At 71.1% G+C, this 20238-nt stretch carries 24 protein-coding genes and 1 pseudogene; 14 read left to right on the top strand and 11 right to left on the bottom strand.

The genetic code is table 11. The annotated features are described in order from the left end of the window. Positions 1-5 precede the first annotated feature (5 nt). Positions 6-503, top strand: a complete 498-nt coding sequence (locus tag BLT23_RS09095) for an O-acetyl-ADP-ribose deacetylase (protein WP_090047513.1) — start codon at positions 6-8, stop codon at positions 501-503. Here BLT23_RS09095 and BLT23_RS09090 read toward each other — a convergent pair whose 3' ends face one another. Next, on the bottom strand, positions 504-1493 hold the full coding sequence (locus tag BLT23_RS09090) for a LacI family DNA-binding transcriptional regulator (RefSeq protein WP_090047511.1): 990 nt from the start codon (positions 1491-1493) through the stop codon (positions 504-506). 123 nt (positions 1494-1616) lie between these two features. Here BLT23_RS09090 and BLT23_RS09085 point away from each other — a divergent pair, with 123 nt between their 5' ends. From BLT23_RS09085 to BLT23_RS09065, 5 genes are read left to right on the top strand one after another with little or no spacing between them, the layout of a single operon-like run. Then, complete coding sequence (locus BLT23_RS09085) at positions 1617-2657, top strand: ABC transporter substrate-binding protein (RefSeq protein ID WP_090047509.1); 1041 nt, start codon at positions 1617-1619, stop codon at positions 2655-2657. Continuing rightward, on the top strand, positions 2647-4146 hold the full coding sequence (locus BLT23_RS09080) for a sugar ABC transporter ATP-binding protein (protein WP_090047507.1): 1500 nt from the start codon (positions 2647-2649) through the stop codon (positions 4144-4146). The genes BLT23_RS09085 and BLT23_RS09080 overlap by 11 nt, the downstream gene beginning before the upstream one ends. Next, complete coding sequence (locus BLT23_RS09075; RefSeq protein ID WP_090047505.1) at positions 4118-5071, top strand: ABC transporter permease; 954 nt, start codon at positions 4118-4120, stop codon at positions 5069-5071. The genes BLT23_RS09080 and BLT23_RS09075 overlap by 29 nt, the downstream gene beginning before the upstream one ends. Beyond that, positions 5071-6039 carry an ABC transporter permease gene (locus BLT23_RS09070; protein WP_090047502.1) on the top strand — a complete coding sequence of 323 codons (969 nt, stop codon included), beginning with the start codon at positions 5071-5073 and terminating at the stop codon, positions 6037-6039. Before BLT23_RS09075 ends, BLT23_RS09070 begins: the two co-directional genes overlap by 1 nt. A 7-nt stretch (positions 6040-6046) precedes the next feature. Further along, entirely contained in the window at positions 6047-8770 is a 2724-nt protein-coding gene (locus BLT23_RS09065) for an AbfB domain-containing protein (RefSeq protein ID WP_090047500.1), read from the top strand. Positions 8771-8805: 35 nt separating this feature from the next. On the opposite strand, the gene BLT23_RS09060 is transcribed toward BLT23_RS09065, so the two are convergent. Together BLT23_RS09060 and BLT23_RS09055 are read right to left on the bottom strand one after the other, a co-directional pair. Then, complete coding sequence (locus BLT23_RS09060; protein WP_090047498.1) at positions 8806-9837, bottom strand: FAD-dependent oxidoreductase; 1032 nt, start codon at positions 9835-9837, stop codon at positions 8806-8808. A gap of 41 nt (positions 9838-9878) precedes the next feature. Beyond that, positions 9879-10520 (bottom strand): class I SAM-dependent methyltransferase, encoded by a 642-nt coding sequence (locus BLT23_RS09055; protein ID WP_090047496.1) that lies wholly within the window; start codon positions 10518-10520, stop codon positions 9879-9881. 79 nt (positions 10521-10599) lie between these two features. Between BLT23_RS09055 and BLT23_RS09050 the strand changes: the two genes are divergently transcribed. Then, positions 10600-10965 carry a hypothetical protein gene (locus BLT23_RS09050; protein ID WP_090047494.1) on the top strand — a complete coding sequence of 122 codons (366 nt, stop codon included), beginning with the start codon at positions 10600-10602 and terminating at the stop codon, positions 10963-10965. 34 nt (positions 10966-10999) lie between these two features. On the opposite strand, the gene BLT23_RS09045 is transcribed toward BLT23_RS09050, so the two are convergent. Further along, a complete protein-coding gene (locus BLT23_RS09045) occupies positions 11000-11416 on the bottom strand; it encodes a hypothetical protein (RefSeq protein ID WP_090047492.1) in 417 nt (138 codons plus the stop codon). A gap of 93 nt (positions 11417-11509) precedes the next feature. Next, positions 11510-11899, bottom strand: a complete 390-nt coding sequence (locus BLT23_RS09040; RefSeq protein ID WP_090047490.1) for a RidA family protein — start codon at positions 11897-11899, stop codon at positions 11510-11512. 95 nt (positions 11900-11994) lie between these two features. Here BLT23_RS09040 and BLT23_RS09035 point away from each other — a divergent pair, with 95 nt between their 5' ends. Beyond that, a complete protein-coding gene (locus BLT23_RS09035) occupies positions 11995-12387 on the top strand; it encodes a winged helix-turn-helix transcriptional regulator (RefSeq protein WP_245743838.1) in 393 nt (130 codons plus the stop codon). Positions 12388-12395: 8 nt separating this feature from the next. On the opposite strand, the gene BLT23_RS09030 is transcribed toward BLT23_RS09035, so the two are convergent. From BLT23_RS09030 to BLT23_RS09020, 3 genes are all read right to left on the bottom strand, one after another. After that, positions 12396-12809, bottom strand: coding sequence for a hypothetical protein (locus tag BLT23_RS09030; RefSeq protein ID WP_090047488.1), 414 nt, complete (start codon positions 12807-12809; stop codon positions 12396-12398). A 37-nt stretch (positions 12810-12846) separates the two neighbouring features. After that, a complete protein-coding gene (locus BLT23_RS09025) occupies positions 12847-13134 on the bottom strand; it encodes a muconolactone Delta-isomerase (RefSeq protein ID WP_090047860.1) in 288 nt (95 codons plus the stop codon). A gap of 109 nt (positions 13135-13243) precedes the next feature. After that, entirely contained in the window at positions 13244-13747 is a 504-nt protein-coding gene (locus BLT23_RS09020) for a DinB family protein (RefSeq protein WP_090047858.1), read from the bottom strand. A gap of 69 nt (positions 13748-13816) precedes the next feature. Between BLT23_RS09020 and BLT23_RS09015 the strand changes: the two genes are divergently transcribed. From BLT23_RS09015 to BLT23_RS09000, 5 genes and pseudogenes are all read left to right on the top strand, one after another. Next, the gene (locus BLT23_RS09015) at positions 13817-14680 is read left to right on the top strand and encodes an RNA polymerase sigma-70 factor (RefSeq protein WP_090047856.1); all 864 of its coding nucleotides are present in this window, start codon (positions 13817-13819) and stop codon (positions 14678-14680) included. 79 nt (positions 14681-14759) lie between these two features. Continuing rightward, positions 14760-15506: an SDR family oxidoreductase gene (locus tag BLT23_RS09010; RefSeq protein WP_090047486.1), complete on the top strand. Its 747-nt coding sequence runs from the start codon at positions 14760-14762 to the stop codon at positions 15504-15506. A gap of 65 nt (positions 15507-15571) precedes the next feature. Next, a pseudogene (locus BLT23_RS41580) lies at positions 15572-15643 on the top strand (hypothetical protein); the annotation flags it as partial. 178 nt (positions 15644-15821) lie between these two features. After that, positions 15822-16094 (top strand): hypothetical protein, encoded by a 273-nt coding sequence (locus BLT23_RS41275; RefSeq protein ID WP_218133707.1) that lies wholly within the window; start codon positions 15822-15824, stop codon positions 16092-16094. Between the two features lie 41 nt (positions 16095-16135). Further along, positions 16136-16552 (top strand): tetratricopeptide repeat protein, encoded by a 417-nt coding sequence (locus BLT23_RS09000; protein ID WP_090047482.1) that lies wholly within the window; start codon positions 16136-16138, stop codon positions 16550-16552. A 215-nt stretch (positions 16553-16767) separates the two neighbouring features. Here BLT23_RS09000 and BLT23_RS08995 read toward each other — a convergent pair whose 3' ends face one another. Then, a complete protein-coding gene (locus tag BLT23_RS08995; RefSeq protein WP_218133685.1) occupies positions 16768-17592 on the bottom strand; it encodes an alpha/beta fold hydrolase in 825 nt (274 codons plus the stop codon). A 78-nt stretch (positions 17593-17670) separates the two neighbouring features. On the opposite strand from BLT23_RS08995, the gene BLT23_RS08990 reads away from it, so the two are divergent. Then, a complete protein-coding gene (locus BLT23_RS08990; protein WP_090047478.1) occupies positions 17671-18276 on the top strand; it encodes a TetR/AcrR family transcriptional regulator in 606 nt (201 codons plus the stop codon). A 9-nt stretch (positions 18277-18285) separates the two neighbouring features. Here BLT23_RS08990 and BLT23_RS08985 read toward each other — a convergent pair whose 3' ends face one another. Together BLT23_RS08985 and BLT23_RS08980 are read right to left on the bottom strand one after the other, a co-directional pair. After that, positions 18286-19236 carry a class I SAM-dependent methyltransferase gene (locus tag BLT23_RS08985; RefSeq protein ID WP_090047475.1) on the bottom strand — a complete coding sequence of 317 codons (951 nt, stop codon included), beginning with the start codon at positions 19234-19236 and terminating at the stop codon, positions 18286-18288. Positions 19237-19366: 130 nt separating this feature from the next. Then, positions 19367-20212, bottom strand: coding sequence for an SGNH/GDSL hydrolase family protein (locus tag BLT23_RS08980; protein ID WP_090047473.1), 846 nt, complete (start codon positions 20210-20212; stop codon positions 19367-19369). Positions 20213-20238: the final 26 nt, after the last annotated feature.

The following is a 20238-nucleotide window of genomic DNA, read 5'->3' as shown; positions in this document are numbered from 1 at the left end:
GGGACGTGGCCACCATCGAGTACGTCCTCGGCGACATCACCGAGCAGGACGTGGACGTGATCGTCAACGCCGCCAACTCGTCGTTGCTCGGCGGCGGGGGAGTGGACGGCGCCATCCACCGCAAGGGTGGCCCCGAGATCCTGGCCGAGTGCCGGAAGCTGCGGGCGGGCCACCACGGCGGCGGTCTGCCGGTGGGGCAGGCCGTCGCCACGACCGCGGGCAGGTTGAAGGCCCGCTGGGTCGTGCACACCGTGGGCCCGGTCTGGTCCGCCACCGAGGACCGGTCCGAGCTCCTCGCCGACTGCCACCGCAACTCGCTGGCGGTGGCCGCGGAGCTGGGGGCGCGGAGCATCGCCTTCCCGGCCATCTCGACCGGCGTCTACCGCTGGCCGGTCGCCGACGCCGCGAAGATCGCGCGGAGGGCCGTCGAGGGCGCGGAGCTCGACCTGGTCAGGTTCGTGCTGTTCGACCAGGCCGCCTACGACGCCTTCACCACACCCTGATCACCCGGCGACGGTGCTCTCCCTGACCAGCAACGAGAACGGCGTCTCGACGTCCTCCAGGGCGTCGTCCGGCGACTCCACCCGCCGGTGCAGCAGGTCGACCGCGGCCCTGGCGATCGCTCCCTTGTCCGGGGCCACCGACGTCAGGGACGGCGAGCTGTAGACGCTCTCCTCGTTGTTGTCGAACCCGACGACGGCGAGGTCGCCGGGCACCCGCAGGGACCGTTCCGCCGCCGTGCGCATCGCGCCGATCGCGAGCAGGTCGTTGAAGCAGAACACGGCGTCCGGCGGGGTGGGCATGTCCAGCAACGACCGCATGGCCGCCGCGCCGTCCGCGCGGTGGTAGTTCAGCGCCGGCACGACCAGGTCGCCGGAGAACGGCAGGGACGCCTCGGCCAGCGCGGTGCGGTAGCCCTCCAGGCGCAGGGCCGCGGTGCCCCGGTGGGGGTGGGCGCCGATGGCGGCGATGCGGGTGCGGCCCAGCGAGATCAGGTGGCGCACGGCGGTCCGCGCGGCGGCCACGTTGTCGATGCCGACCCGCGAGATCGGCACGTCCACGGCGTGCTCGCCGAGCAGGACGGCGGGGACGCTCAGCTGGAAGTCGTCCACCAGCAGGGCCTCGGGGCTCAGGATGGCGGCGTCGACGAGGTGCGGGCCCAGTGACGCGAGCGCGGCGCGTTCACCGGCCAGCGTGCCGAAGGTCTGCTCGATGAGCACGTTCCACTCGTGCTCCTGCGCCGCCGTGATCACCAGGCCCGCCAGCTCGGCGAAGTAGGGGATCGACAGCTCGGGCAGGACCAGCGCGATGAAGCCCGTCCGGCCGCGGCGCAGGTTTCGCGCGCCGAGGTTGGGGCGGTACCCGGTCGCCTCCAGCGCCTCCTCGACGCGGCGGCGGTTGTCCGGTTTGACGAACGAGTAGCCGTTGACCACGTTCGACACGGTCTTCACCGACACGCCCGCCAGCCGGGCGACGTCCTTCAGCGTGGCCAAGAGTGCCTCCAGAAAATACCGGGAATTGTACCGGGACGGACTTGGGGCTTTACATCGTTGGAACAACGATGCAAATCTAGCGCCCGAGAGCGCCACCACGCACAGCCCGTGTAGGAGCCAAAGATGTCTCGCATCCTGCTCATCGCCGCTGCCGCCCTGCTCGTGACCGGCTGCACCGCGAGAGAGACCGAACAGACCACTACGAACGGTGGTCCTGCCGCGAGCGCCGCGGCGGACCAGAGCGCGGGGCCCGGCTGCGCGCGCGGCACGACCGGGTACCCGCAGGTCGACCTGAAGGGGGCGGTCGTCGGCTTCTCCCAGTCGGAGAAGGAGGCCAACCCGTTCCGGACCGCCGAGACCCAGTCGATCAGGGACGAGGCGGCCAAGCGCGGGGCCGAGCTGCTCTACACCAACGCGCAGAGCGACCTGAACAAGCAGATCAGCGACATCAAGTCGCTGATCGACCGCGGGGCGAAGCTGCTGATCGTGGCGCCGCTCAACTCCGACGGCCTGCAGCCCGCGTTCGACGCGGCCAAGGCCAAGCAGGTGCCGGTCGTGACGATCGACCGCAAGGTCACGTCGAAGCCGTGCACCGACTACCTGACGTTCATCGGCTCCGACTTCGTCGAGCAGGGCAAGCGCGCCGCCGAGCAGATGATCAAGGCCACCGGCGGGACCGGCAAGGTCGCCATCCTGCTCGGCGCCTCCGGCAACAACGTGACCGTCGACCGCACCAAGGGCTTCAAGGACGGCATCGCGGGCACGCCCGGCCTGACGGTCGTCGCCGAGCAGACCGGCGAGTTCGACAGGTCCAAGGGCCAGGCCGTGATGGAGCAGCTCATCCAGAGCAACCCGGACATCACCGCCGTCTACGCCGAGAACGACGAGATGGGCGTCGGCGCCGTCACCGCGCTCAAGGCCGCGGGCAAGCAGCCGGGCAAGGACGTCAAGGTCGTCTCCATCGACGGCACGCGCACGGCCGTGCAGCTGATCGCGGACGGCAGCTACAACGCCGTCATCGAGTCCAACCCGCGCTTCGGCCCGCTCGCGTTCGACACGCTGGAGAAGTTCGGCAAGGGCGACGAGATCCCGAACACCATCGTGATCTCCGACGACGAGTACGACTCCGCGAACGCCGCGCAGAAGCTGGCCAATGCCTACTGACCCGGTGATCGAGGTCGCCGGCGTCACGAAGACCTTCGCCGGCGTCCGTGCGCTCAGCGAGGTGGACTTCACCCTCCACCGGGGTGAGGTCCACGCGCTGGTCGGGGAGAACGGCGCGGGCAAGTCGACGCTCATCAAGGTCCTGACCGGCATCCACACCCCGGACTCCGGCAGGGTCGGGCGGAACGGGCGGATCTCCACGATCTACCAGGAGGTCAACCTCGTCCCGCTGATGAGCGTGTCCGCGAACCTCTTCCTCGGCAGGGAGCCGCGCACGCGGTTCGGGCTGATCGACCGCGCCCGCCGCGACGCGGAGGCGGCCGAGATCCTCAAGGGCTACGGCATCACGGCGGACGTGCGCGCCCCGCTCGGCACGCTCGCCGTCGGCGAGCAGCAGATGGTCGCGCTCGCCAGGGCGGTCGCGGCGGACGCGGACGTCGTGATCATGGACGAGCCGACGTCGTCGCTCGAACCCCGCGAGGTGGAGACGCTGCTCGGGGTCGTGGACCGGTTGCACGAGGCCGGGATCGCGATCATCTACGTCAGCCACCGGATGGACGAGCTGTATCGGATCTGTGACACCGTCACGGTGCTGCGGGACGGCCGCAACGTCCACAGTGGACCACTGGCTGACCTGCCCCGCATCGAGCTGGTGTCGCTGATGCTGGGCCGGTCGGTCAACGAGATCCGCAAGCACGGCACCACGGCGTTCGGCGAGGGCCACCACGCCGGTGCCCAGCCGGTGCTCGAAGCCGTCGGGCTGACCAGCAGGCCGCGCATCGACGGGGTCAGCGTCTCGATCCGGCCCGGTGAGGTGGTGGGCCTCGCCGGGCTGCTCGGCTCCGGCCGCACGGAGACCGCGAAGGCGATCATCGGCGCGCTGCCGCTCGACGGCGGCACCGTGCTCGTCGCGGGACAACCGGTGCCGCACAGCGTCAAGGGGTCCACCAGGGCGGGCATCAGCATGCTCGCCGAGGACCGCAAGACGGAGGGGATCATCCCGAACCTCTCGGTGCGGGAGAACATCGTGCTGGCCGCGCTGCCGCGGCTGAGCAGGTTCGGCATCACCAGCAGGGCCAGGCAGGACCGGATCGTCGACACCTTCGTGACACGGCTGCGCATCAAGGTGTCCAGCCCCGAGCAGAAGGTCGCGGAGCTGTCCGGCGGCAACCAGCAGAAGGTGCTGCTGGCCAGGTGGCTGTGCACGGAGCCGAAGATCCTGCTGCTCGACGAACCGACGCGCGGCATCGACGTCGGCGCCAAGGCGGAGGTGCAGGCGCTGATCGACGAGCTGGCGCGGGAGGGCCTGGCGGTGCTGCTGATCAGCTCCGAGCTGGACGAGCTGCTCGACGGCGCCGACCGGCTCGTCGTCCTGCGGGACGGCACCGTCGCGGGCGAGCTCGAAGGTGACCAGCTGACCCGCGAGCACGTGCTCGCGGCGATCGCCGCGGAGGTGAGGGATGACGCGGACAGCGACGGCAGCGACTAGAACAGCGGCGAGGACGCGCTGGCTGCAGGACAACGGTGTCTACGTCGCCGTCGGTGTCCTGCTGCTGTTCAACGTCCTGTTCACCGCCAACTTCCTGACGGTCGGCAACTTCACCACCCAGCTCGTGCAGGCCGCGCCGGTCCTGATCGTCGCGCTCGGCATGGCGCTCGTGATCGGCACCGAGGGCGTCGACCTGAGCGTGGGTGCCGTCATGGCGATGGCCGCGGCGATCATCCCGCTCTACCTGGGCGCGGGACCGTTCATGGCGATCGTGATGGCACTCGTCGTCGGCGTGCTCGCGGGAGCCTTCAACGGTTTCCTCGTCGCACGGGTCGGCATCCAGCCGATCGTCGCCACGCTGGCACTGCTGGTCGGCGGCAGGGGCCTGGCGCTGGTGATCGCGGACGGGCAGCTCGTGCAGCTGCACGACCCGGCGTTCCTCGCGCTCGGCACCGACAGCGTGGCGGGCGTCCCGATCAGCGTGCTGATCGCGGGCCTGCTGGCGCTGGTGGTGGCCGCGCTGATGAACCGCACGACGTTCGGCCGCCAGGTCGTCGCCGTCGGTGGCAACCGCAAGGCCGCCACCCTGGCCGGGCTGCCGGTCAACCGGGTGCTGATCGGCGTCTACGCCCTCAGCGGCGCGCTCGCGGCGGTGGCCGGTGTCCTCGCCACCTCGCGGCTGGGCGCGAGCGACCCCGCGGACATGGGGCTGCTCATGGAGCTGTCCGCGATCACCGCGGTGGTCGTCGGCGGCACGCCGCTCACCGGCGGCAAGGTCCGGGTGCTGGGCACGGTGTTCGGCGTGGTCCTCATGCAGCTCGTGCGGGCCACGCTGATCAAGCACAACCTGCCGGACTCGATCGCGCAGATGATCCAGGCCGCGATCATCATCGCAGCCGTCTACGTGGCACGGGAGCGCCGATGATGACCGCGGAACGGCCGACGGTCGTGCAGAAGACGGCGGCGCGGACGAAGGTCCTGCAACGCCAGGGCGCCGCGGTGGCGCTGGTGCTCATGGTCGCGGTGTCGTGGCTGGTGTTCCCGCGCTTCGGCAGCATCGACAACATGCGCGACCTCGCGTTGCAGGGCGCGTTCCTGGTGGTGATCGCGCTCGGCATGACGTTCGTGATCATCACGGGCGGCATCGACCTGTCCGTGGGCTCGGTCTACGCGCTGGGCGGCGTGCTCGCGGCCTGGGGCTCGCAGTACGGGTTCCTGGTGGCGTTGGTGCTGCCGCTGGTGGTCTGCGGGCTCATCGGGCTCGTCAACGGGCTGCTCATCGCCCGCACGAACATGGCGCCGTTCATCGTCACCCTGGCGTCGCTGCTGTTCGCGCGCGGCCTGCTGCTGGTCATCACCGACGAGGGCGCCACCACGTACCAGATCCCGGCGGACAGCGCGTTCGTCGAGCTGGGCCGCGGCACGGTGTCCGGGTTCGGCTACCCGATCTTCATCGCGGCCGTGCTCTGCGTCGTCGGCGGGGCGGTCCTGAACCGCACCGGCTTCGGCCAGAACGTGTTCGCGACCGGCGGCGCCGAGCAGTCGGCGATCCTCATGGGCGTCCCGATCGCCAGGACCAAGGTCCTCGTCTACACGATGAGCGGCACGCTCGCGGGTCTCGCGGGCGCCCTGACCGCGGCCTACCTGCAGTCGGGCGTCACGGTCATCGGCGTCGGCCTCGAGCTCGACGCCATCGCGGTGGTCGTGATCGGCGGCACTCTGCTCACCGGCGGCATGGGCACGGTGCTCGGCACCGTGATCGGCGTCGGCCTGATCAAGGTCATCCAGAACGTCATCAACCAGATCGGCACGCTCGACAGCAACTACCAGTCGGTGGTGAGCGGCGTGTTCCTGCTCATCGTCGTAGTCCTGCAACGAATACTCCGGAGATAGGAGCACCATGACCAGACGCGTCCTGGGCGTATTGGTCGGCATCCTCATCACGACGACGGTCATCACGCCGACAGCGGCACACGCGGTGGAGTGGGTCCCCAAGGCCCCTCCGCTGACGACACCCTGGACTTCCCAGGTGTCGCCCACCAACGCGTTGCCCGAGTACCCGCGCCCGCAGCTCCAGCGCACCGAGTGGCAGAACCTCAACGGTGTGTGGGAGTTCGCGGGCGCTCCCAACCTGTCCACCCCGCCGATCGGCAGGCCACTGGCCGAAGGCGTCCTCGTGCCTTACCCGGTCGAGTCCGCTCTGTCGGGCATCAAGCGGCACGAGGACAACATGTTCTACCGCCGCACGTTCACCGTTCCGTCGTCGTGGAACGGGCGGAACGTGAAGCTCAACTTCGGCGCCGTGACCTGGGAGACGCGGGTCTGGGTCAACGGCAGGCAGGTCGGCACCCACACCGGCGGCTTCGACGCGTTCTCGTTCGACATCACCTCCGCGCTCGTCGCGGGCACGAACGAGATCGTCGTCGGCGTCAGCTCGCCGATCGACGGCAGCCGGTACCCGATCGGCAAGCAGCGCAGGAACCCCAGCGGCATCTGGTACACCGCCGCGTCGGGGATCTGGCAGACCGTGTGGCTGGAACCCGTGCGCAGCGCGCACATCACGCGCCTCGACACCACGCCGAACGTGCCCGCGGGCGCGCTCGACCTGGTCGTGCAGGGCACCGCGGGCCAGAGCGTCACGGCGGAGGTGCGCAGCGGCGGCCAGGTCGTCGGCAGGCAGACCGGCACCACCGGAACCTCGTTGCGGGTGCCCGTCCCGAACGCCCGGCTGTGGTCGCCGGACGACCCGTTCCTCTACGACCTGCGCGTCACGCTCGGCAGCGGTGACGCCGTCACCGGCTACTTCGGCATGCGCTCGCTCGGCAAGGCGATGGTCGGCGGCGTCATGCGGCCGTTGCTGAACGGGAAGTTCGTCTTCCAGCAGGGCACGCTCGACCAGGGCTACTGGCCGGACGGCCTCTACACCGCCCCGACGGACGAGGCGCTGCGGTTCGACCTGGAACGCCAGAAGGCGCTGGGGTTCAACATGGTCCGCAAGCACATCAAGGTCGAGCCGGCGCGCTGGTTCTACCACGCGGACCGGCTCGGGCTCATGGTGTGGCAGGACATGCCGTCCGTCGACGCGGTGGACGAGGCGCCGAGCTCGCACGCGAACTTCGAGTCCGAGCTGCGCCGGATGATCGACCAGCTCAAGGGCATCACGTCGATCGTGCAGTGGGTGCCGTTCAACGAGGGCTGGGGCGAGTACGACGCGGCCAGGATCGTGAACCTGGTGCGGTCGCTCGACAACACCCGGCTGGTCAACCACAACTCCGGCGCGAACTGCTGCGTGTCGGACCCCGATCCCGGCAACGGCGACGTGATCGACGACCACCACTACCAGATCACGACGGCGACCAGGACTCCCGACGGCAACCGGATCGCTGTGCTGGGCGAGTTCGGCGGTCTCGGACGGCGGATCGCCGGGCACGAGTACCAGCCGGGCGCGGGGTTCGCGTACGGCGACCTATACCCGGACGAGCAGTCGCTGACCAAGAGGTACGAGGAGGTCGCGAAGCAGGTCGCGCGGATGGTCCACACCCGCGGGCTGTCGGCGTCGGTCTACACCGAGCCGTACGACGTGGAGAACGAGGTCAACGGCTTCTACACCTACGACCGGCGCATCCTGAAGATGACCGAGTCACGGGTGCGGGACGCGAACCTCAAGGTGCTCGCCATCGCGCGCGGCACGGCGGTCGGACCGGACGAGGTGGTGTCGTTGCGCGTTACCACGAGCGGCTACACGAACCGCTACCTGCGGCACGCGAACGGCACGACGCGCACCGACGTGATCGGTGACGACCTGGGCCGGTTGGACGCCACCTACCTGGTGCGTCCCGGGCTCGCCGACGCGTCCTGCCTGTCGTTCGAGTCGCGCAACTTCGCCGGGCAGTTCCTGCGGCACAGCAACTCCGTGGTCCGCAAGGACGCCAACGACGGCAGTGCGCTGTTCCGCGCCGACGCCACGTTCTGCCCGCGTGAAGGGGCGGGCGGCACGGCGCTGGAGTCCTACAACCAGCGCGGGGCGTTCGTGCGGCACTACAACTCGAACGTCTACTTGGCACGGTCGGGCGGCCCGAACCCGTGGGACACCGCGAACTCCTTCGCGGCCGACACGACGTGGGCGATCGGCGTCGCGTTGTGGCGCAGTGGCGCGGAACTGCCGCTGGACCAAGCCAGGTCGCTGCGGGTGACCACGCCGGGGTTCACGGACCGCTACCTGCGGCACCGCGACTCCCTGGCGCGCACGGACGTCGTGACGAGCGCGAGCGACGCCCTGACCAAGGCGGACGCGACGTTCGTCGTCCGGCGCGGGCTGGCCGAGCCGACCTGCTACTCGTTCGAGTCGCGCAACCTGCCAGGCCGGTTCCTGCGGCACGCGAACTTCCGCGTGCAGCTGGGGGCGAACGACAACACGGACATCTTCCGGCGGGACGCCACGTTCTGCGCCCAGCCGGGCACCGGCGGCGTCCGGCTGGAGTCGTTCAACGAGCTCGGGACCAGCATCCGGCACTACTCGGAGGAGGTGTGGGTCGCCTCGAACGGCGGCGCGCACGCGTACGACAACCCCAGCTCCTACAACCAGGACGTGAGCTGGGCCGTCAGCTCGCCCTGGACGCCGTGAAGCGCCGGCCGGGGCGTCCGCCGCGCCCCGGCCGGTCAGGTGAACAGGATCTTCTTCGCCACTGCCTGCCCGGGAGGAGTCCGCAGCAGGCCGAACGCCAGCTCGGCGATGCCCGGACCGCGAACGAGCGACAGCCCGCGCCGCAGCTGGGAACGGAGGAGGTAGCGGCGCCGCAACGCCGCGCCGTCGTAGTGCTCCAGCACGTGCCTGTTGCCGCTGCGCAGGTAGTCGAAGGTCACCGAGGCCGCCAGCTCGGACATCCGCATGCACGGGTCGAGCCCGCCCGCCGTCAGCGGTGAGACCGCTCCCGCCGCGTCGCCGACCAGCAGGCCCCGCGGCGACACGATCCGCCGCAGCAGGCCACCGACCGGGATCGGTCCGCCGCGCCGCCGCACGGGCCCGGCGGGCTCCGGGACGGGGAAGCTGCCGCGGAAACGTGTCAGCAGCTGGGGAAGCGGCGCGGTGAACCGGTCGGCGCGGCCCGCGAGCCCCACGTGCGCGTGCTCGCCGTCGTCGATGACCCAGGCGATGTAACCGGGTGCGAGCCGCGGGTCGACGACGCAGTGGAACGCCGGCGCCGACCCCGTCCTGACCGGGTAGACCTCCTCGATCCCGGTGATCAGCCGCCGGTTCACGTCGAGACCGAGCCTGCGCGCGACAGTGGAACGGGCGCCGTCCGCGCCGATCGTGAACCGCGCCCGTGTCGCCTTCCCCGGATAACCGGCGTTCAGGCGCACCTGAGCACCGGCGCGTTCGGCGTCCCGGACGGCCTGGGCGTAGATGGCGGCCATGTCGCCCACCCGGAACTCGTCGCGCGTGCTCACCAGCTCGACGGGCTTCTCGTGCGAGGGCGGGTAGAGCAGCACGCGGCGCACCGCCGGGCCGAGGTGCGGCAGCTCGTAGTCCTCCAGGGTGCGCCGGACGAAGATGCCGGTGGTGCGGATGCCGGTCTCCAGGCTCGTCCTGCGCTCGCACACGGCCACGTCGAGACCGGCGTCGGCGAGCAGCCGCGCGGTGTTCAGACCGGCCAGCCCGGCTCCGACGACGAGCACGTCCACGGTGTCCATGCCCGACGGTAGAACGGTTCCAGAGCCCTACCGGCAGATCTTCACGGGATCTGCACGGCATCTCCACCGTCCTTGCACACCAGCAGGTGCACGTGCTGGAACGGCCGCTCGCCCTCGTGCGGCTCGCGGCGCACCCTGGCGACCTCGCGGAAACCCGCCTGCCCCATCAAGCCCATGAGCGCGTCGGGCGACCAGCGGTAGGCGAGCGCGACCTTGTGGTCGAACGGCTCGGGCTCCGGGTCGTCACCCGCGAAGAAGCCGAGCACCGCGTGCCCGCCCGGCGCGAGCACCCGGTGGAACTCGGCGAACACCAGCGGCAGGTCGGACGGCGGCGTGTGGATCAGCGAGTACGACGAGAGAATCCCGCCCACCGAGCCGTCCGCGAGGTCGAGCGCGGTCATCGTGCCCTCGTCGAACCGCAGGTCCGGGTGGGCGCGGCGGGCCAGTGCGACCATCTCGGGGGACAGGTCGACCCCGAACGCGTCCAGGCCGAGGTCGCTCAGGTGAGCGGTGATGTGCCCGGGACCGCAGCCGAGGTCGGCCACCGGCCCGTCCACCAGTTCGGCGAACGCGCCCAGGAACGCGCGTTCCACCGGCAAGGTGCGGAGAACGTCGCTGAACAGCTCGGCGTAGATGCCGGCGACGGCGTCGTAGGCGTCGCGGGTGCTGGACTGGTCGATCACGGGCTAAAACACTAGGCGTAAGAGGATCGGAACGAACCGGGTGTTCCCCGCGGAAGGACGAGAGGCGAGAATCGTTCGCGTGCGGGACATCCACGGACGAACTGTCGAGAGCCGGGCCGGCGTCGCCGCCTTCCTGGCGGGCGTGTGGCTGGTCGCCGCACCCCCGGTCCTGCACTTCGGCGCCTCCGCGCACGCCTTCCGGCCGTACTGGGTGTCGATGGGACTGGCCGTCGTCATCATGCTGCTCGGCATGGTGCGGGCGATGGCCCCGCTGGACGTGCCGTTGCTGCGCCAGCTCACGATCGGCCTGGCGTTGTGGCTGGTCGTCGTGGCGCTGCTGCGCGAGGACGGCGGCACCGCGGTCGTCTGGCTGAACCAGCTCGTCGTCGGGATCGGCATCGCGCTGTCGGCGGCGCTCGCGTTGTTCATCAGCATGCGCGAGTGAGCCCGCCCGGCTGGGTGCCGGACGGGCTCGTGGCTCAGCAGCGCTGGCCGGTCTTCGCGAACAGGAAGTAGCTCGACCCGTTGACCTCGCCGTAGGCGCGCGTGCACCTGTCGATCGTGTTGGCGGCGTTCGACCACAGCTCGCGCTGTCCACGTGAACCGGTCTTGTAGCCGTACGTCAGGCCACCGGACTCGATGTACGTGGTGAGGACGAAGTCCCTGCCGCGGCTGGAGAGCCACGAGTCCCACACGTAGACGTAGGAGTAGTTCTTGCCGCAGCCCGCGTACTGCTTCACCGATGCGACGGTCTCGTCGTAGTTCTTGACGTACACCGTCGACCCGATCTGCTTGGCACTCGGGCAGGCGGGGTTCGTCTCGGCCTGGGCGGTGCCGGTGCCCAGCAGGCTTGCCACCGCGGCCGCGATGGCGCCCGCGGCCAGGATCTTGCGCATGGTGCTCCCCTCTCGTCCTGCGAGGAGCCTGCGCCGTCCCGGTTAGCCGCCGGTAAATCAGCTGTGCCCGGTGAACCAGCCGCGCACGGTGGGTCAGTCGATCGAGGCGACGGCCTCGATCTCGACCAGGTGCTCCGGCACGTCGAGCGCGGCGACGCCGATCAGCGTGGCGGGCGGCTGTGCGGTCTCGCCGACGCGCGCCATCGCGTTCTCCATGCCCTTGAGCAGCTCGGGCATCTTGTCGGGCGTCCAGTCGACGACGTAGACCCTGACCCGTGCGAGGTCCTGGAACGACGCGCCTGCCGCCTTCAGGGCGGTGTGCACGTTGACGTAGGCGTTCTCGACCTGCGTGGCGAGGTCGGCCGCACCGGTCCAGTCGACCTGGCCCGCCAGGTAGACCGTCTTCGAGCCGGTCGTCACCGCCACGTGGTGGTAGATGTCGACCTGCGGCAGGCCCTCGGCGTTGATGAGGGTGACGGACATGATGGGGTGTTCCTCTCTTGCGGTTACTCGGTAACCATAGGAGAGTGAGCAACGACCTGGAAGAACGCACTTTTTCGTGAGTGAGGAACCAGAAGGTGAGCAAGCAGCTCAGCAGGGACGCGGCGTTGCCGGACCGGAAGCGGGGAGACCTCGCGCGGGCCGACTCGCTGGCGCGCGAGATCTTCTCCGACATCGCGAACAAGTGGGCGCTGCTGATCGTCGAGACTATCGGCGACTCGACCAAGCGCTTCACCGAGCTGAAGACCGAGGTCGACGGCATCAGCCACAAGATGCTGACCCAGAACCTGCGCCTGCTGGAGCGCAACGGCCTGGTGCACCGCGTCGTGCACCCGACCGTGCCTCCCCGCGTCGACTACACGCTGACCGAGCCGGGACAGGCGCTGCGGGCCACCGTGGACGCGATGTGCGCGTGGACCTCGCGGTACCTCGACGAGATCGAAGAGGCGCGGCGCCGGTTCGGTTCCTAGCCCGGAGGTCAGCAGCGTTCGCCGGTCTGCGCCCAGTAGACGTTGCCGTCGCCCCACACCTCGCCGTACGCGCGGGTGCACTTGGTGAGCGAGTCGGTGCCCTTGGACCAGACGTCCTGCTTGTTGGTGCCGTTGACGTTGCTGCCGTAGTCGCGCTTGCCGCTGATGACCATCGCGGCGCTGGAGGAGAAGCTGCCGGGCTTCGAGGCGTGCGAGTCCCAGACGTAGGTGTAGGCCCAGTTCTTGCCGCAGCCCTTGAACTGCTTGACCGAGGCGATGGTCGTGCCGTTCTTCTGGATGTAGGCGGTGGCCCCGATCTGGACCGTGCCGGGGCAGGACGGCGCCGACTCGGCCTGGGCGGTGCCGGTCGCGGCGAGAGCGGACAGCAGCACGGCGGGCAGGATCAACATGACTTTGCGCATGCCCCACCGTGGGCCGCGCCGGTTAGACAGCGGTAAATCAGGGCTGGGCGTCCTGGTCGGACGAATGCGTGGCCAGCGGCGTGACCTCGACCCGCATGAACTCCCACAACGGCAACGACGACAGGAACGCGTGCAGCTCGTCGTTGGTCGGCACGTCGAGGATCCCGATCGCCCCGTACTGCCCGACCACCTGCCACAGGTGCGTCCAGACGCCCATCTTCTGCAGCTCCAGCAGCCTGTCGCGCTCGGCGTGGAGCAGCTCGGTCCGCCGGTGGGGGTCGAGGTCGTGGGGCAGCGCCACGTCCATGCGCACGTGGAAGAGCACGGTCACCTCCTGGCCGGGCCGCCCTCGGGACTAGGGCGGCGTCGTGAGGGGGTACCCGGCGCCGCCGGATCGAAGCCACGGGGCCGCTCCGGTCCACTTAGGACCGTCCTCACGCGCCGGTGACGCCGTCGATCCCCTCGCGCAGGAAGTCCGCGTGACCGTTGTGCCGCGCGTACTCGTGACACAGGTGGTGCAGGACCAGCCGGAGCGACACCTCCGCCTCCCAGCGCGGCTGGTAGCCGGTCATGTCGAGCGACTCGGCCTCGCGCTCGATGCGGCGGGAGTGCTCCACCTCGGCCTGCCACGCCTCGAACGCCTCCGCCCTGCTCGACCCGGAGGCGTCGTAGGCGACCTGGTAGTCACCGTCGTCCGACCACACCAGCGGCAGGTCCTCGCCGTTGATGACCTTGCGGAACCAGGTGCGCTCGACCTCGGCCATGTGCCGGACCAGGCCGAGCAGCGTGAGCGTGGAGGGCGGCATGGAGCGCCGGCGCAGCTCGTCGTCGGACAGCCCCTCGCACTTCATCGCGAGGGTGGAGCGGTGGAAGTCGAGGAACGCGCGCAGCGTCTCGCGTTCGCCGCCGGTCAGGGGCGGCTCCGGCCTGGTCGTCACGGCGTCAGTCTGCGGGGTCGGACCCGCGTCGCGCACGCGGATTCCGCCGCGGTCGCTACGGTGGACGCCATGATCTCTCCCGACCAGGCCGAGTCGGTGTTCGCGGCGGTCCGGCCGAGGTTGTTCGGCATCGCCTACCGGATGACCGGCGGTGTCGCCGACGCCGAGGACCTGGTGCAGGAGGTGTGGCTGCGCTGGCAGGCCGCGGACCGCGCCGCCGTGCGCAACCCCGAGGCGTACCTGGCGACGGCCGTCACCCGGCTCGCGATCAACGCGTCGCAGACCGCACGGGCGCGCCGCGAGACCTACGTCGGCCCGTGGCTGCCCGAGCCCGTCGACACCGCTGCGGACCCGCAGCTCGGCGCGGAACGGGGCGCGGTGCTGGAGCTCGCGGTGTTGCTGCTGCTGGAGAAGCTCACGCCGACCGAACGGGCCGCGTACGTGCTGCGGGAGGCGTTCGACTACCCGTACAAGGAGATCGCCGAGATCGTCCGGACCAGCGAGGCCGCCGCACGGCAGCTGGTCAGCCGGGCGCGCAAGCACCTGGCCGACGAGCGCCGCGCCCCGGTCGAACGGGCCGACCAGCGCAGGCTGCTGGAGGCGTTCGTCGCGGCGGCGCAGGTGGGTGACCTCGCGGCGCTGGAGCGGCTGTTCGCGCAGGACGTCGTGAGCTACTCCGACAGCGACGGCAAGGTGCGGGCGGCGGGCCGTCCGCTGGTCGGCGCGGCGGCGGTGGCGCGGATCTTCGCGGCCTGGGCGCCGGGGTTCTGGGCCGGCGCGGACGCCTCGTACGTGGAGGCGAACGGTCAGGCCGCCGTCCGGCTGCGCAACGGCTCCGGCACCTACGCCGTGATCACCGTGACGGCGTCCGCCGACGGCATCGACCAGGTGATGTGGCTGGTCAACCCGGAGAAGCTGCACGCGTTCCGATAGGGCTGTCACAACCGGCGGGGCTGTCCTGTCCTAGCTCGTGAACACCCGCGACGGGCGGGTTCACGAGAGGAACTGACCCATGAGGATCGTTGTCATCGGCGGCACCGGGTTGATCGGCAGGCAGGTCGTGCGGCTGCTCGGTGAGCACGGCCACGACGCCGTGCCCGCCTCGCCCGCCAGCGGCGTGGACACGGTGACCGGCGAGGGCGTCAAGGAGGTGCTGGAGGGCGCCGACGTGCTGGTCGACGTGTCGAACTCGCCGTCGTTCGCCGACGACGACGTGATGAGCTTCTTCACCGCCGCCACCACCAACCTGACCCGTGCCGCAGCGGAGGCGGGCGTCGGCCACTACGTCGCGCTGTCCGTCGTCGGCGCGGACGAGCTGCCCGAGTCCGGCTACCTGCGCGCGAAGGCGGCGCAGGAGAAGCTCGTCGCCGAGTCCGGCCTGACGTACTCGATCGTCCGCGCCACCCAGTTCTTCGAGTTCGCGGGAGCCATCGCGAACTCGGCGACCGAGGCGGGCACCGTGCGCCTCCCGCACGGCGGCGTGCAGCCGATCGCGGCGTCCGACGTGGCCGCGGTGGTGGCCAGGACCGCCGCGACCGAGCCGGTCGGCGGCGTGCTGGAGATCGGCGGGCCGGAGGAGCTCACGATGGACGGCTGGGTCAGGACCGTGCTGGCGCACCGCGGGGACGAGCGCGAGGTGGTGGGCGACCCGGAGGCCCGGTACTTCGGCACGCCGCTGACCGGCAGGCAGCTGGTGCCCGGCGAGGGAGCCTCGCCGCAGCCGACGAGCCTCGCGGACTGGCTGGCCGCGGGGAACTGAGGCCGCGCCGGGCGTCCGGCCGAAAATGCCTGGCGCCCGCGGGCGGGCCGGACGACCATCCGCGCATGGTCGAAGCGCGGGTCGGTGCCGGAACGGTGCGCGGCGCGGTGGAGGAGGGGGTCGCGGTCTTCCGCGGCATCCCGTTCGCCGCGCCCCCGGTCGGTGAGCTGCGGTTCGCCGCGCCCCACCCGGTGCGGGCGTGCGGGACGTGTCGGTGTTCGGCCCGCCGCCGCCTCAGGCCGGGATGTTCGGCATGGACGGGCTCGGTGCCGCGGCACGTTCTTCACGCCGGAGCCGGCCGCCGACATCGCGGCGGTGTGCGACGCCGAGCCCGGCTTGCGGCCCGCGGTCGCCGATCTGTCCACAGTGGAACCCGCGGTGCTGCCGATGGCCGGGGGCGAGGTGATGGCGAAGATCGGGCAGTTCGCGGGGCGGTGGGGACAGGCCGCGCACAAGGTGATCCCGTTCGCGCCCGTGGTCGGCGGCGGTGCTCGGCGAGGTCACGGCGGACACCGACGACGTCGCGGAGCAGATGCGCACTGCGTGGTCGTCGTTCGCCGGTTCGAGCCGTTGCCGCTGCTGGAATAACGCGGGCTCCCTGGCGTTGCAGTGGCCGGAAGGGAGGTTCGATGGACAACAACTTCAACGCCTACCAGCCGAACGGGGAGGTGGCGGCCGACCGCTGGGTCACCGTCCGGCACCTGTTCGACGCGGAGTACGTGGAGACCGCGGCCGACAAGTGGGAGCGGGCGAAGGCGCTGTTCGGCACCAGGGACTACGCCAAGGCCGCCGCGCTGCTGGCCGATGTCGCGGAGGAGGTGCCGTTCCAGACGGACCTCCACCTGCTGCTGGCCCGCGCGTACTACCACTCGGCGCAGCTGGGCAAGGCCGAGGCGGTGCTGCGGGTGGTCGTGGACCGCGACCCGGTCGAGCACTACGCGCACCTGCTGCTCGGCCGCACCCTGGAGCGGCTGGGCAGGGCCGAGGAGGCCGCGCCGTGGCTGCGGCTCGCGGCGGCGTTCGGCGGGGAACCGGCCGAGGTCTAAGCCTGCTCCCGGAAAGCACTCTCCGTAACACCCCTCCCCGCACCCGACTCCCCTTCGCGTTTCCCTTGCCGCACGCGGGGCCCTTTCGTTCGCCTGGACAGTACGCGGGGGCCCCGCGTACTAAAGCCGCGTCACGCGGGGGAGGCGGGGACGCTGGGGGATGACACACGGGTGGGTGGGACGGGCAAAGTCGGGCGGAGCCTTCGGCGTGGCGATCAGTCGGTCAGGTCCGTGATGAACCTGCGCACCAGGCGGGCGATCTCGGCCGGGTGGCTGAGCACGGCCCAGTGCCCGGCGGCGACGGGGGCGCGGCGCAGTGACGGCGCCCAGCGTTCGAGGTCGAGCGGGCCGGTGCGGATGTAGCGGTCCCTGAGCGGCTCGACGACCTGGACCGGCATGGTGGCGACGCGGTCGCGCGGTGCGCGCATGACCGGGCGGATGTTGGCCCGGTACAACGAGATGCCGCGCACCGCGTCGTCCGCCAGGGTCGGCGGGGGCGTCACGACGACCCCCTCCGACCGGCGCAGGACGGTCGCCCAGTTCCTGGCCAGGAACCGCCGCCACACCCACGGCCCGACGGCGGGCAGGTGGAACGCGGCGACGTACCAGGACCTCAGCGACTGCCGGACGCGCGCGACGGACAGGCCCTGCCGCGTCCAGTGCGCCAGGTGGTCGAGGCACGGTCCGGAGATCGACGTGAACGTGGCGATGCGCGCGCCGGGCGTGGTCGCCGCCTCCCACGACTGGATCGAGCCCCAGTCGTGGCCGACGAGGTGCACCGGTTCGTCCGGGCTCACGGCGTCGATCACCGCGAACAGGTCCGCCGCCAAGTGTTCGAGCCGATAGCCGTCCTCCGTGAACGGGGCGGTCGACGCGCCGGCGCCCCGCACGTCGTAGGTGACGACGCGGAAGTCCTGCTCCAGCAGGGGAGCGACCCGGTCCCACACCTCGTGCGTGTCGGGGTACCCGTGCACCAGCAGCACGACGGGTCCGGACGTGCCGCGCACCTGCACGGCGAGGTCGACTTCTCCGGAACGCACCCGCACGGTTCCTCCTCGGCCCAATTGCTACGCCGCCGTAGCTTTGTAAAAGCTACGCCACCGTAGCAATATGGCCCGGTGAGCACAACGCGCCGCAAGTACGCCCGCCGCCTGCCGCCGGAGCAGCGCCGCGAGCAGCTGCTGGACGCCGCGCTGGCCCTCATCCCCGCGGGCTTCGAGGCGGTGACGATGGAGGCCGTCGCACGGCAGGCCGAGGTCACCAAACCAGTGCTCTACGACCTCTTCGCGAACCGCGCCGCGCTGGTCGGAGCCCTGCTGGAACGCGAGGGCGCCCGCGCGACCCAACAGGTCCTCGCCGCCTTGCCCACCGGCTGCGAAGACGACGCGCGGCCGGCGGAGGACGCCTTCGTCGACGCCGTCCGCGCGTTCGTGACCGCCGTCGTCGAGGCGCCGGACCGCTGGCGGCTCGTGCTGCTGCCGCCCGAGGGCACGCCCCGCGAGTTCCGCGCCGAGGTCGAGCTGGTGCGCGCGACCGTCCTCGCCCAGGTGCAGGAGCTCGTCGCCGCACGGCTGGAGGAGGACGGTCCCGACGCCGGACTGCTCGGCCACGCGATGCTCGCGCTGGCCGAGATGTCCGGGCGGCTCGTGCTCACCGACCCGGACGGGTTCCCGCCCGAGCGGCTCGTGGCGTTCGTCGCGCGGGTCGCCCGCGGCCTGTGCTGACCGCCGGGGTCAGCGCACCCGGACGTGCGTGAGCAGCGCGAGACCGGTCTGGTCGTGGCCGGTCGACACGTCACAACCCGGCAGCAACGCGCGCACGGCCTGCTCGTCGCGTTCCACGACGGACCAGTCCATCAGGTGCTCCAACGGCCAGCGGAACTCGTTGCCGGGCACCGTCCCCGCGAAGTAGAACGTGCTCCCGGGGCGGCACAGCCTGGTCAGCACGGCCTCGGTGAGCCGCACGGCCGCGCGGTCGTTGAGGTAGCCGTACAGGCCGTTGGCGAGCACCAGGTCGTACGGGCCTAGCTCGGCGAGCTTGGGGATCGCGCGGAAGACGTTGCCGGGGACCGTCGTGGTGGCCTCGTTGAGCGGGCCGAGCCGCTTCTGCGCCAGCTCCAGCGCGTCCGGGTCGACGTCGGTGAGCACGACCCTGTCACCGGGCCGCAGGATCGAGGGCGGCAGGGCGCGCAGGTCGGGGGCGGCGCCGGAGTCGATCACCAGGACCGACCGCGGACCCGAGCGGGGCGCGGTGAGGCAGTCGCCGATCAGCCGCGTCTGGTGCGCCACGCGGTTGCGCAGCTGCTGGGCCAGCGCCGACCCCTGCAACTGGGCCTCGACGTGCCAGCCGAGCGTGCCGGGAGCGCCGCCGTTGGCCTGCGCGAGGACGTGCTCGACGAGCCGGAAGTCGCTGGGGTAGCCGCGGGCCCACTCGTTCTCGTCGCGCAGCAGCGGCGACCGCGCCAGGACGTCGCGCGCGGGCCGGACGGTGGCGGACACCTGCTCCTCGGGAACGCCCGCGAGGACGCAGGCGCCGATCTGTGTGCCGAGCGCGCGGAACCGGCCTCCGACGAGCGGGTTGACGGCCGGGTCCGCGAGGTTCAGCTCCTTCTCACTGCGCAGGAACCCGTCCACGGCATCGCTGAGCCGGTGCAGGGCATCGGTGCTGTGCGGGAGCACGGTCATCGTCACTTCCTCGCTGCGGCAACGGTTCCGAAGCCTGTCAGCTGCGGCGGCCGCAGGACAGGGTCTTTCGGGTTGTACGGACGTGATCGTGCCCCGGTTCGGGTGAAGACCACCAACCGGGGGAGCGGAGTCAGCGGAGCGCCGCCGTGACGGCGTCCGCGATGGCCCGGTGGCCCTCCGGCGTCGGGTGCACGTCCGTGCGGTCGCAGAAGTACGTCAGCGAGCAGACCTTCGCGACCGGACCGGGGATCTGCCCGTACTTGGGGTCCTGGGTCAGCTCGGTGAGCGCGCCGAAACCGCCGGTCGCGTCCGTGACGTCGGCGAACCTCACCCCGAACTTGTCGTACTGGGCCGCGATCCGCGTGTTGAAGTCCTGGAACATCGTCACGGACAGGCGGGCGAGGTTCTGGCCGTTGGGGAACGACGGGTTCACCCACGCGCCGAGGAACACGTCCGGGTAGGTCAGCCCGACGATCTTCACGTCCGGCGCCGCCGCGCGCAGCTCGGTCAGCACGCCCGCGACGTTGGTCTGGATGCCGGCCACGGTCCTGGTCGCGCACTCCACCGGGTCCTGCGCGAGCGCGCACGGCGTCAGGTCGTTGCCGCCGATCACGAGCGTGACCAGGCTGACCTTGCCGGTCTGGAGCGTCTCGACGGCCGCGTCGAGCTGGGTCTTGCCGTTCGCGGCCGGTCCGCAGGCGGGCTTGGCGGCGAGGTCGGCGGACGTGGCGCCGTCGCAGGCCAGGTTGACGAGGTCCAGCCCGGCGTCCTCGGCGACGAGCTGGGCGAAGCTGGTGCCCTTGCCGCCCGGCGCGTAGCCGGTGGCGTAGGAGTCGCCGAGCGACAGGTGGACCTGCTTCTCCTCGGCGGGCGGGGCGCTCGACTCCGGCACCGGGGCCGGGTCGGGCGCCGACGGGGTCGAGGTGCACGCCGCCAGCGCTGTCAGCAACGCCACGACCAGGGCGAACCTCGGCACGACCGCTCCTTCGCTTCGGGAACCGA

It is taken from the genome of Lentzea fradiae, from assembly GCF_900100955.1.
Taxonomy (GTDB): domain Bacteria; phylum Actinomycetota; class Actinomycetes; order Mycobacteriales; family Pseudonocardiaceae; genus Lentzea; species Lentzea fradiae.
The sequence above is the reverse complement of the archived record's forward strand: the minus strand, read 5'-3'. Positions and strand labels throughout refer to the sequence as shown.